Origin of the sequence: Pseudomonas sp. Bc-h, assembly GCF_002080045.1 — a bacterium.
Lineage (GTDB): Bacteria > Pseudomonadota > Gammaproteobacteria > Pseudomonadales > Pseudomonadaceae > Aquipseudomonas.
The window spans coordinates 363,622-375,858 of the sequence record NZ_MUIN01000001.1; the positions used below are offsets into that span (position 1 = coordinate 363,622).

The window sequence follows — 12,237 nt, forward strand, 5'->3', positions numbered from 1 at the left end:
CAAGTCAACCGTGTGAGGGAGCTTGGTCGCGAAGAAGCCGGTAAATTCTCCAGATATCCGGTGACTCAAACCCGGTCTTCGCGAGCAAGCTCCCTCCCACGGAAATTGCGTCGGGCCTACAGATTCGCAGCGAACCCTCAGGGCGCGTAAGGCAGGTCGCGCTTGTGCTGGGTCTTGCGGTAGGTGTTGGCGATGATGTCGAACGCTTCCTGACGCAGCGGCTCGCCGTGGAGGAAGGCGTCGATCTCGGCGTAGGTCACGCCGTGGGAGGCTTCGTCCGGTTTGCCCGGCACCAGATCTTCGAGGTCAGCAGTCGGAATTTTCTCGACCAGGTTTTCCGGCGCACCAAAGTTGCGTGCGATGGCGCGGACCTGATTTTTTACCAGGCCGCTCAGCGGAGCCAGGTCGCAGGCGCCGTCACCGAATTTGGTGAAGAAGCCCATCACCGCTTCCGCCGCATGGTCGGTACCGATCACCAGACCGCCACGAACGCCGGCAATGGTGTACTGCGCGACCATTCGTGTGCGGGCCTTGACGTTGCCTTTGACAAAATCCACAGCCGCATCGGGCTGCCCTTCGAAGGCTTTTACCTGCTCGACCAGCGCTTTCACCGAGGGCGCGATGTCCACGGTGTGACGCTCGTCCGGATTGATGAAGTCGACCGACGCGGTGGCTTCGTGCTCGTCGTGCTGGATGTGATACGGCAGGCGCACGGCGATGAACTGGTAGGCGTCGTCGCCGGTGCTTTCGCGCAATTCGCGAACGGCGCGCTGGGCCATCAGGCCTGCGGTCAGCGAATCGACGCCACCGCTGATGCCCAGCACCAGCACTTTCAGGCGGGCATTGTGCAGGCAGTCCTTGATGAACTGGATGCGGCGCGTGACTTCGGCTTCAAGCTCACCCTGATTGGCGAAGGGGGCCTGGACCTTGAGCTCTTTGGCGATCTCGAGCTGTACGGCTTGCATGATTGACTCCTCATGAGGAAGAAGAAAAAGAGGCATTTCAAGAAAAGTAACAAGCGGTGCTCGAGTCAGGCTGGCACCTTGAATACATGGCGCAGGTAGGACACGAATTCCGGGTCCTTGCATTGCGTCTTGCCGGGCTCGTCGGAAATCTTTGCGACGGGCTGGCCGGCACAGGCGGTCATTTTAAGCACGATACTCATGGGCTCGACGCCCGGCACGTCTGCGGTGAGGTTGGTGCCGATGCCGAAGCTGACATTGATCCGACCACGCAAGGCACGAAATATTTCCAGCGCCTTGGGCAGGTTCAGGCCATCGGAAAACACCAACGTTTTGCTCATCGGGTCGATGCCGAGTTTCTGATAATGGGTGATGCATTTCTCGGCCCATTGCACGGGGTCGCCCGAGTCGTGGCGCAGGCCGTCGAAGAGCTTGGCGAAGAACAGGTCGAAATCGTTCAGGAAAGCATCGGTGGTGATGCAGTCAGTCAGGGCGATACCGAGCAGGCCGCGGTACTCGCGAACCCAGCAATCGAGGGCGGCGATCTGGCTATCGATCAGACGCGGGCCGAGTTGCTGGTGCGCCATGATCCATTCGTGGGCCATGGTGCCCAAGGGCTTGAGATCGAACTTGCGCGCCAGATGCACGTTGCTTGTGCCGACGAACTGGCCGGGAAAGTCCTTCTTCAAAACCGAAACGACGTCTTCCTGCACCGCGAACGAGAACCGCCGGCGGGTGCCGAAGTCAGCCACTTTGAGCTCAGCCAGCTCGTCAGGCGTGGCGGTGGCGGTCAGCCAGTCGAACTTGCGATACAGCTGATCGCGGGCCTGGCTCAAGAGAGTGTCGGGCGTGCGATAGCGGTTGCGCACCTCGCTGACGATGGCCAATACCGGCACTTCGAACAGGATTACGTGAAGCCACGGGCCGGCGAGGCGGATGGTCAGCTCATCGTTTTCAATCGTGGTCTGCACGTAGCGCAGGTTGAAGCGAAACAGGCCCAGGAAACGCAGAAAATCCGGTTTCATGAAGTTGATGCGTTCGAGGAAACCGGTCTCTTCGACGCTCAGCGACAGATCGCAGAGCTGTTCGATCTGGTGGCGAATTTCCATCAGGTAAGGCCGCAAGTCTTCGCTGTTGCGGCAGCGGAACTCCCACTCTACGTCGACGTTGGGATAGTTGTGTAGCACAGCCTGCATCATGCTCAGCTTGTAGAGGTCGGTATCGAGCAGGTTCTGAACGATGCGATCTGCGAAAGCGCTCTCACTCATTGTGTCGCTCCAGCCAGCAGTGGCCGCCATGCGCGGCCCATGGAATTCAAGTCGATGTCGCATACAACCTTGTGGTAGCGCGCAGGCGTTACGTCCGGTCTGTTATTGACGATGACCGACATAATGCCAGCCGAGAGCGGGTTGGGGCAGAAATGTTTCAGCTTGGCGTTGGCTGATCGAGCTGCTCCAGCATCCACTCCACGAACACGCGAATCTTCGGTACCTCCGCCGCATGCTCCGGATACGCCAGGTAATAGGCATCGCGGCTGGGCAGTGCATGAGGCCAGGGAATGATCAGCTTGCCGTCGGCCAATTCCTCTTCCACCAGAAAACGCGGCAGCAAAGCGACGCCACAGCCAACCTGCGCCGCGCGAATGCACATGTAGAAGGTCTCGAAGCGTGGGCCGTGATAGCTGTGTTCGGTCTGATAACCCTGGCTTTCGAACCACTCGTGCCAGCCTTGAGGGCGGTGGGCGTTTTGCAGCAGGACCAGATCGGCAAGCTGCGTTGGATCGGTGAAGGGTTTGTCGGGCATGCAGCCGGGCGCGCAGACCGGCACCAGTTCTTCGCCGAACAGCTTCACGCTCTCTGCACCGGGGCGTGCGCCCTGGCCGAAATAGAACGACATGTCGCAGCGACTCTGGGCCAGATCATCGCTTTCCTGTTCGTTGACCAGATCCAGATGAATATGCGGATGCCGCAGACGCCATCCCTTGAGGCGTGGGACCAACCAGCGCGCACCGAATGTCGAGGGCGTGGAGACACGCAGGACTTCGGTTTCGCCACCGTAGGAACGCAGGAAATGCGTCGACATCTCCATCTGCGTGAGCACCTTGCGCACTTCAGCCAGATACAAAGCCCCGGCGGGTGTCAGCTGCAAGCGGCGACGCACGCGCCTGAACAACAAGTGCTGGACCAGTTCTTCCAGCTGCGCGACCTGTTTGCTGACGGCACTTTGCGTCAGGTTCAGCTCCTCCGCAGCGCGGGTAAAACTCAGATGCCGGGTGACCGCTTCGAAACATTGCAGCGCGGTGACGGACGGCAGATGGCGTTTGTTCAGCATATTCAGGCCTGTTGGGCATCAGCATGAAAAAACGGAATGATATCTCGCTTAAACGTCGTTTGTTGGACCTTGTTAGTCCAGCTATTACTAGAGGCTGACGCTATCACCCATGCCAGTAGCGAATTCCAGTATTCCGCATTCGTGTTTATGGCCCATCAAGATTCAGGAGAAATCATGCTCAACGACCTGCTCACCCGCCTCGGTGTCGACCCTGCTCTCTACCAGAAGGGCGACAAGCCTGTTCACACGCCGATCGATGGCAGCCAGGTCGCTTCGGTGAGCTGGGAAGGCGCGGCCGAAGTCGAGCAACGCATCACCCGTGCCGAGCATGCCTTCCAGTCATGGCGCAAAGTGCCAGCCCCACGTCGTGGCGAGCTGGTGCGCCTGTTCGGTGAGGCGCTGCGCAAGCACAAGTCTGATCTGGGCGAGCTGGTTTCGTGGGAGGCCGGCAAGATCACTCAGGAAGGTCTGGGTGAAGTGCAGGAAATGATCGATATCTGCGACTTTGCGGTCGGGCTGTCTCGTCAGATGTATGGCCTGACCATCGCTTCCGAGCGTCCGGGGCACCACATGCGTGAAACCTGGCATCCGCTGGGCGTGGTCGGTGTGATCAGCGCGTTCAACTTCCCGGTAGCGGTCTGGTCCTGGAACACCGCGCTGGCGCTGGTCTGCGGCAACTCGGTGATCTGGAAGCCCTCGGAAAAGACCCCGCTGACCGCGCTGGCCTGCCAAGCGCTGTTCGACCGCGTCGCGTCTGAGTTCGCCGATGCCCCGCAGTACCTGGCGCAATGCGTCATCGGTGGTCGCGACGCAGGCGAAGCGCTGGTCGACGACGCTCGCGTTGCGTTGATCAGCGCCACCGGCAGCACCCGCATGGGGCGTGAAGTGGCGCCGAAAATCGCCGCACGTTTCGCCCGCAGCATTCTGGAACTGGGCGGCAACAACGCCATGATCCTGACCCCGAGCGCCGACCTCGATCTGGCCGTTCGCGCCGTGCTGTTCAGCGCCGTTGGCACTGCCGGTCAGCGTTGCACCACCTTGCGTCGCCTGATCGCCCACAAATCGGTCAAGGCCGAGTTCGTCGAGCGCCTCAAAGCCGCATACGCCAAGGTGCGTATCGGTCATCCGCTGGAAGGCAATCTGGTCGGTCCGCTGATCGACAAGCAGAGCTTCGAAAACATGCAGGAAGCGCTGGAACAGGCTCTGAGCGAAGGCGGCAAGGTGTTCGGCGGCAAGCGCGAACTGGCCGATAAATTCCCCAACGCGTTCTACGTTTCGCCTGCCATCGTCGAGATGCCGGAGCAGAGCGACGTGGTACGCAATGAAACCTTTGCGCCGATTCTCTACGTGGTTGGTTATGAAGACTTCAACGAGGCGGTGCGCCTGAACAACGACGTGCCACAAGGCCTGTCTTCGTGCATCTTCACCACCGACGTGCGTGAAGCCGAGCAGTTCATCTCGGCGCTGGGCAGCGACTGCGGCATCGCCAACGTCAACATTGGCCCGAGTGGTGCAGAGATCGGCGGCGCGTTCGGCGGCGAGAAGGAAACCGGTGGTGGCCGTGAGTCCGGCTCGGATTCGTGGAAAGGCTACATGCGTCGTCAGACAGCCACCGTGAACTATTCCCGCGAGCTGCCGTTGGCGCAGGGGATCACGTTTGATTGAGACATTCTGTCAGGTGAAATAGAAACCGGTGGGAGGGAGCGAAGCTCGCGATTGCAATAGGTCAGGCGCCACCGCAGTGCCTGGATAAATGCATCGCGAGCTTCGCTCTCTCCCGCATTGATTGCGTTCCGTCATGACGCAGAGCATGGGAACGATCGGTATACGTGTCTCTTTCTGAGGTTTTGCGATGCCGCTACGCGAAGAATGTCTGTGGGAAACGCTGACGCCGCAGAGGCCTGAGGCGCCAGCGTTGAAAGGGGAAGTGAGCGTCGATGTGTGCGTGATCGGCGCAGGCATCACCGGGTTGTCGGCAGCGATTCATTTGCTGGAACAAGGCAAGAAAGTCGCCATCGTCGAAGCCCATCGCACCGGGCAGGGTGGATCGGGGCGTAACGTGGGTCTGGTCAACGCCGGGCTGTGGATTCCTCCCGACGAGATCGAAGCCGGTTTCGGCGAAAAAGTCGGCAGCCAGCTCAATGGCATGCTGGGTAACGCGCCGTCGCTGGTATTCAGCCTCATCGAAAAGTACGGCATCGATTGTCAGGCGACCCGCAAGGGGACGCTGCACATGGCGCACAACGCCAAGGGCGAGGTCGATCTGCGCAGCCGCGAAGAACAATGGAAGCGCCGTGGTGCGCCTATCGAATTGCTGACCGGCAAAGCCTGCCAGGAAGCCACCGGCACCAAAGAAATCACCGCCGCATTGCTTGATCATCGCGCCGGGACGATCAACCCGATGGCTTACACCAGCGGCCTGGCGGCCGCGGTCACCCAACTCGGCGGTCAGCGTTTTGATCACTCCCCGGTGAAACGTCTGGAGCGTCAGGGTTCGCGCTGGTGCGTCATCACAGAAAACGGTTCGGTGCTCGCTGAACAAGTGGTGATCGCCTCCAACGCCTATACCGAAGGTGAATGGACCGAACTGCGCCGCAACTTTTTCCCCGGTTATTACTATCAGGTCGCCTCGGTGCCGCTGACTGAAGACGCTGCGCAGCAGATTCTGCCGGGTGGCCAAGGCTCCTGGGACACCCGCCAGGTATTGAGCAGCATTCGCCGCGATGCCGACGGGCGCTTGTTGCTGGGCAGTCTGGGCAATGGCAATCAGAAGCCGACCTGGTTCCTCAAGGCTTGGGCTGACCGCGTGCAGCAGCACTATTTCCCGTACCTGAAAAAGGTCGAATGGGAGTGCACCTGGACCGGTTGCATCGCCTTCACGCCCGATCACCTGTTACGCATGTTTGAACCTGCACCAGGACTGGTCGCGGTCACAGGTTACAACGGGCGCGGCAACACCACCGGGACGGTGGTGGGCAAGGCGTTCGCCGATTATCTGTGCCACGGCGATGCGAACGTACTGCCGATTCCATTCACGCCGATGCGGCCACTTTCCGGTATTGGTTTGCGCAGCTCTTTATATGAGGCTGGCTTTTCGCTATACCATGCAGCGCAATGCCTCAGAATCGTGGTCTGAGGCGAAATATCTGTCATAAAACGACGCTTTCGCACGCATCCACTAACCTGAAATGGTGCGTCCCGTAGCGGCCCCGCACCGGCGGTGTGCAGTTCGGTGACGCAAGCTGTAACAACAGGGTTGTACAAGTCAGGTTGGCGCGGTTGCGCGTTTATTTCGGGAGGGTTGCTCTTTCAAAGTCGCAGGGTTGCACCTTGCGCGGTTTAGACGGTTGCACGCCCAGTAAAAAAGGGCCAGAAACAGTCGAATAACAACAAAACGACGACTTTTTTCAGAATAAAAAACCGATGGCACGCCACTTGCTCAGAGCATCTCTGTGGTCGCAGTGCTAATTAAAAAACCTAGGAGCACCAACTCATGTCGCAGACGTTTTACAGGAAAGGCTTTCTGGCACTCGCAGTCGCTACTGCAATGGGTGCGGCTACTTTTGCGCAGGCTGACATCAAGATCGGCGTTGCAGGCCCGATGACAGGCGCCAACGCCTCGTTCGGCGAGCAATACATGAAGGGCGCTCAAGCGGCAGCCGATGCCATCAACGCTGCGGGCGGCGTCAACGGGGAAAAAATCGCTCTGACCGCTTACGACGATGCCTGCGAGCCTAAACAGGCCGTGGCCGTGGCCAACAAGGCCGCATCGGACAAGGTCGCCGGCGTAGTCGGTCACTTCTGCTCCTCCTCGACCATTCCTGCTTCGGAAGTCTATGACGAAGCCGGCATCATCGCGATTACTCCAGGCTCCACCAACCCAACCGTTACCGAGCGCGGCCTGAGCGCCATGTTCCGTATGTGCGGCCGTGACGACCAGCAAGGCATCGTCGCCGGCGATTACATCGTTGACGTGCTCAAAGGCAAGAAAATCGCGGTCATCAACGACAAAGACACCTACGGCAAAGGCCTGGCAGACGCCACCGCCAAACAGCTGACCGCTCGCGGCGTCAAGCCAGTGCTGGAAGAAGGTCTGACCCGCGGCGAGAAAGATTTCAGCGCCCTGGTTACCAAAATTCGCTCTACCGGCGCGGATGTCGTCTACTTCGGCGGCCTGCACCCGGAAGCCGGTCCTCTGGTTCGCCAACTGCGTGAACAAGGCCTCAAAGACGTCAAGTTCATGTCCGACGACGGCGTTGTGACCGACGAACTGGTGACCACCGCTGGCGGCGCTCAGTACGTCGACGGCGTGTACATGACCTTCGGCGCCGACCCGCGCCTGCTGCCAGACAGCAAGGCTGTGGTTGAGCAGTTCCGCAAGTCCGGTTACGAGCCTGAAGGCTACACCCTGTACGCCTACGCTTCGGTTCAGGCCCTGGCCGCTGGCTTCAACGGCGCCAAGTCCAACAAGGGCGAAGACGCTGCCAAATTCCTGAAGTCCCACCCGGTGAAAACGGTCATGGGCGAGAAGGCCTGGGACTCCAAAGGTGACCTGAAGGTCTCCGACTACGTGGTTTACCAGTGGGACAAGGACGGCAAATATCACCAGCTCGAAAAGCAGAAGTGAGTTGAGCTCCTAGTCGGATGAGTCGTGTCGCGGGCTTGGAACCTCGACACGACGCTTTCCGGTAATCGGTGCTGCCTTGGCGCAGCATCGGATTTCTTCTGTTGCCATCGTGCCCGTCCCGCTATCTCTCACGAGGAGGTATCCGGTCCGCGCCAGGTTGGCCTTTCAAGTTCGTGAGCGTGCGTGATGGATGGTATTTTCCTGCAGCAAATGGTCAACGGGCTGACCCTCGGTTCGGTCTACGGCCTGATCGCCATCGGTTACACGATGGTCTACGGCATCATCGGCATGATCAACTTCGCCCACGGCGACGTGTATATGATCTCCGCCTACCTCGCAGCTATCGGCCTGGCCGTACTGTCCTTCTTCGGTATCGAGTCGTTCCCCTTTCTGATTCTCGGCACGCTGATCTTCACCATCGTGGTGACCGGTGTGTACGGTTTCGTCATCGAGCGCGTGGCTTACAAACCGCTGCGTAACTCCACCCGTCTGGCACCGCTGATCAGTGCCATCGGTATTTCCCTGATCCTGCAGAACTACGCGCAGATCGCCCAAGGCCCACGCCAGCAAGGCGTTCCGACCCTGCTTGAAGGCGCCATGCGCTTCGACGTCGGCAGCGGTTTCGTACAGATCACCTACACCAAGATATTCATCCTGATTGCCGCCTTCATCGGCATGGGCGTACTGACCTACATCATCAAGTACACCAAGCTGGGCCGCATGTGCCGCGCCACGCAGCAGGACCGCAAGATGGCGTCGATTCTGGGCATCAACACTGACCGGGTCATCTCCTATGTATTCGTCATCGGCGCAGCCATGGCGGCACTGGCCGGCGTGCTGATCACCATGAATTACGGGACCTTCGACTTCTTCGCCGGGTTCGTCATCGGCATCAAGGCCTTCACCGCAGCGGTACTTGGCGGTATCGGTTCGTTGCCGGGCGCCATGCTCGGTGGATTGATCCTGGGGGTTGCCGAGTCGCAATTCTCCGGTCTGATCAACTCCGACTACAAAGACGTGTTCAGTTTCGGCCTGCTGGTAGTGATTCTGATCTTCCGTCCTCAAGGCCTGCTGGGTCGCCCACTCGTGGCGAAGGTATAACCATGTCTGCACCTACTAAACCCATCGATATCAAACAAAGCCTCATCGACGCGGTGGTTGCCGGGCTGCTGGCGCTCATCGTGTTCGGCCCGATCGTCGGCATCGTGCTGGATGGCTACGGCTTCAACATGCAGCCAGGTCGCGTTGCCGCGCTGGTTGGCGTGGTCGTCGTCGGACGCTTCTTCATGAGCCTGTTCTTGCAGACACCCAAGGGCGTGGCGATTGCGCAGAGCTTCGAAAGCTCGGGCTCCGGCGTACACGTGTTGCCGCCGGGCTACAAAACCCGCCTGCGTTTCATCATTCCTTTGATGATCCTGATTGCCGTGATCTTCCCCGTGTTCGCTGACAAATACGTACTGACCGTGGTTATCCTCGGTCTGATCTACGTGTTGCTGGGCCTGGGCCTGAACATTGTGGTCGGCCTGGCGGGTCTGCTCGACCTCGGCTATGTGGCGTTCTACGCCATTGGCGCTTACGGCCTGGCGCTGGGTTATCAGTATCTGGGGCTGGGCTTCTGGTCGGCATTGCCGCTGGCAGCGATTGCAGCGGCGCTGGCCGGTTGCATCCTCGGTTTCCCCGTTCTGCGCATGCACGGCGACTACCTGGCGATCGTGACGCTCGGCTTCGGTGAAATCATTCGTCTGGTACTGAACAACTGGCTGTCGTTCACCGGTGGTCCGAACGGCGTGGCAGTCCCTTCGCCGACGTTCTTCGGTCTGGAGTTCGGGCGTCGAGCCAAAGATGGCGGGATTCCGATCCATGAGTATTTCGGCTTCGAATACAACCCGGACCTGAAATTCATCTTCATCTACGCTGTGCTGTTCCTGGTCGTGCTGGCAGTGCTGTACGTCAAGCATCGTCTGACTCGCATGCCAGTCGGCCGCGCTTGGGAAGCGCTGCGTGAAGACGAAATCGCCTGCCGTTCCATGGGCCTCAACCACGTACTGGTCAAACTCTCGGCGTTCACCATCGGTGCCTCGACTGCGGGTCTGGCCGGCGTGTTCTTTGCCAGCTATCAAGGCTTCGTCAATCCGACCTCGTTCACGTTTTTCGAGTCGGCGTTGATCCTGGCCATCGTCGTGCTCGGTGGCATGGGCTCGACTGTCGGCGTGGTGATCGCCGCGTTCGTGCTGACCGTCGCGCCTGAAATGCTCCGTAGCTTCGCTGAATATCGCGTATTGCTGTTCGGCATCCTGATGGTCCTGATGATGATCTGGCGCCCACGCGGCCTGATCCGCATCAGCCGTACCGGCGTAAAACCACGCAAAGGCGTGCTGGCAAAAGTGGAGGGCGCGTGATGAGCGACGAAATCGTTCTTTCCGTCGAGAACCTGATGATGCACTTCGGTGGCATCAAGGCCCTCAGCGACGTCAGCCTCGAGGTACGTCGCAACTCGATCTTCGCCCTGATCGGCCCCAACGGCGCGGGCAAGACCACTGTTTTCAACTGCCTGACCGGTTTCTACAAGGCCACAGGTGGACGCATAGAACTCAACGCTCGCGGGCAGAAAACCAACGTGATCCAGTTGCTCGGCGAGCAGTTCCGCGCCAGCGACTTCACCTCGCCCAAGCGTTTTGGCAGCCGTCTGTTCTACAAGATGTTCGGCGGCACGCACCTGGTGAACCGGGCCGGCCTGGCGCGCACCTTCCAGAACATTCGTCTGTTCAAGGAAATGTCCGTTGTCGAGAACCTGCTGGTGGCCCAGCACATGTGGGTCAACCGCAACATGATCGCCGGCATCCTCAACACCAAGGGCTATCGCAAGGCTGAAGACGACGCGATGAACACCGCGTTCTACTGGCTGGAAGTAGTCGATCTGGTGGACTGCGCCAACCGCCTGGCCGGTGAGCTTTCCTACGGCCAGCAGAGGCGTCTGGAAATCGCCCGCGCCATGTGCACCCGTCCGCAGGTCATCTGCCTGGACGAACCGGCCGCAGGCCTCAATCCACAGGAAACCGAAGCGCTGAGCGGCATGATTCGCCACCTGCGCGACGACCACGACATGACCATCGTCCTGATCGAGCACGACATGGGCATGGTCATGGGGATTTCGGACGATATCGTCGTGCTGGACCATGGCAACGTGATCGCCAGGGGCAAGCCGGAGCAGATCCGTAACGATCCGAAAGTGATCGCGGCGTATCTGGGTGCTGATGAAGAGGAGTTGGTATGAGTAAGCCGATCCTCGAACTGAAAGAGATCGATGTGTACTACGGGCCGATCCAGGCCCTGAAGAAAGTTTCAATGCACATTGATGAGGGCGAAACCGTCAGCCTGATCGGCTCCAACGGCGCGGGCAAATCCACGCTGCTGATGTCGATCTTCGGCCAGCCCCGCGCCGCCAGCGGGCAGATCATCTATCAGGGCACTGACATCACCCACAAGTCGTCGCACTACATCGCGTCTAACGGCATTGCGCAGTCGCCGGAGGGTCGCCGTGTGTTCCCCGACATGTCGGTGGAAGAGAACCTGATGATGGGCACCATCCCGATTGGGGATAAGTTTGCTAGCGAAGACATGCAGCGCATGTTCGAGCTGTTTCCGCGCCTGAAGGAGCGTCGTAATCAGCGGGCGATGACCATGTCGGGTGGTGAACAGCAGATGCTGGCGATTGCGCGAGCCCTGATGAGCCGTCCCAAGCTGTTGCTGCTGGACGAGCCGAGCCTGGGACTGGCACCAATCATCGTGAAGCAGATCTTTTCGACGTTGCGTGAGCTTGCGCAGACCGGCATGACGATCTTTCTCGTCGAGCAGAACGCCAACCACGCCCTGAAGCTGTCGGATCGGGCGTATGTGATGGTCAACGGGGAGATTCGTCTGACAGGCACCGGTAAAGAGCTGCTAACCAACGAGGAGGTCAGGAACGCGTATCTGGGCGGGCATTGATTCGCTCGGTTCGCTTTAACATCAAAGGCTGAGATAACCCCCTTTAGCGGCACGGCTTGCCGGCGGCAGCGATCTTTGGACCGCCGCCGACAAGCCGTGCTGCTGCTGGGGGTTTTTTATAGTGCCCAGTAAAGGCAATGACTCAGTGCAAGAGGGGGGGGGGCGTGCTGTTGGGCCGCAATTGTGGAAAACAATTTTGAAGTGCTGCCAAAGCGCGACATATAGCCGCTGCAAATGGTTGTTTTGTCACAGTTTTGACTTGTTCAGTTTTACTGTGGAGCGGGCTGTGAATAAGTTGGTGGCAGTTGGCTACAAGCCTTTGTATACGGG

Annotated in this window: 10 protein-coding genes; 7 read left to right on the forward strand and 3 right to left on the reverse strand. The window is 59.4% G+C overall.

Annotation, left to right across the window (positions count from 1 at the left end; all coding sequences use genetic code 11):
* Positions 1-137: 137 nt before the first annotated feature.
* The 3 genes from nadE to BWR59_RS01555 form a co-directional block, all read right to left on the reverse strand.
* Positions 138-965 (reverse strand): ammonia-dependent NAD(+) synthetase, encoded by an 828-nt coding sequence (gene nadE, locus BWR59_RS01545; protein WP_081563886.1) that lies wholly within the window; start codon positions 963-965, stop codon positions 138-140.
* 65 nt (positions 966-1,030) lie between these two features.
* Positions 1,031-2,230, reverse strand: coding sequence for a nicotinate phosphoribosyltransferase (gene pncB / locus BWR59_RS01550; protein WP_081563887.1), 1,200 nt, complete (start codon positions 2,228-2,230; stop codon positions 1,031-1,033).
* Positions 2,231-2,387: 157 nt separating this feature from the next.
* Positions 2,388-3,293 (reverse strand): LysR family transcriptional regulator, encoded by a 906-nt coding sequence (locus BWR59_RS01555; RefSeq protein WP_081563888.1) that lies wholly within the window; start codon positions 3,291-3,293, stop codon positions 2,388-2,390.
* A 174-nt stretch (positions 3,294-3,467) separates the two neighbouring features.
* Between BWR59_RS01555 and BWR59_RS01560 the strand changes: the two genes are divergently transcribed.
* The 7 genes from BWR59_RS01560 to BWR59_RS01590 all read left to right on the forward strand — a co-directional run bounded on the left by BWR59_RS01560 (position 3,468) and on the right by BWR59_RS01590 (position 11,907).
* A complete protein-coding gene (locus BWR59_RS01560; protein WP_081563889.1) occupies positions 3,468-4,958 on the forward strand; it encodes an aldehyde dehydrogenase family protein in 1,491 nt (496 codons plus the stop codon).
* 187 nt (positions 4,959-5,145) lie between these two features.
* Positions 5,146-6,429 carry an FAD-binding oxidoreductase gene (locus tag BWR59_RS01565; protein WP_081563890.1) on the forward strand — a complete coding sequence of 428 codons (1,284 nt, stop codon included), beginning with the start codon at positions 5,146-5,148 and terminating at the stop codon, positions 6,427-6,429.
* 357 nt (positions 6,430-6,786) lie between these two features.
* Positions 6,787-7,920, forward strand: a complete 1,134-nt coding sequence (locus tag BWR59_RS01570) for an ABC transporter substrate-binding protein (protein ID WP_081563891.1) — start codon at positions 6,787-6,789, stop codon at positions 7,918-7,920.
* A 186-nt stretch (positions 7,921-8,106) separates the two neighbouring features.
* Positions 8,107-9,021 (forward strand): branched-chain amino acid ABC transporter permease LivH, encoded by a 915-nt coding sequence (locus tag BWR59_RS01575; protein ID WP_081563892.1) that lies wholly within the window; start codon positions 8,107-8,109, stop codon positions 9,019-9,021.
* A 2-nt stretch (positions 9,022-9,023) separates the two neighbouring features.
* Positions 9,024-10,319, forward strand: a complete 1,296-nt coding sequence (livM, locus tag BWR59_RS01580; RefSeq protein ID WP_081563893.1) for a high-affinity branched-chain amino acid ABC transporter permease LivM — start codon at positions 9,024-9,026, stop codon at positions 10,317-10,319.
* Entirely contained in the window at positions 10,319-11,194 is an 876-nt protein-coding gene (locus BWR59_RS01585; RefSeq protein WP_081563894.1) for an ATP-binding cassette domain-containing protein, read from the forward strand. The genes livM and BWR59_RS01585 overlap by 1 nt, the downstream gene beginning before the upstream one ends.
* Complete coding sequence (locus BWR59_RS01590; RefSeq protein WP_081563895.1) at positions 11,191-11,907, forward strand: ABC transporter ATP-binding protein; 717 nt, start codon at positions 11,191-11,193, stop codon at positions 11,905-11,907. Before BWR59_RS01585 ends, BWR59_RS01590 begins: the two co-directional genes overlap by 4 nt.
* Positions 11,908-12,237: the final 330 nt, after the last annotated feature.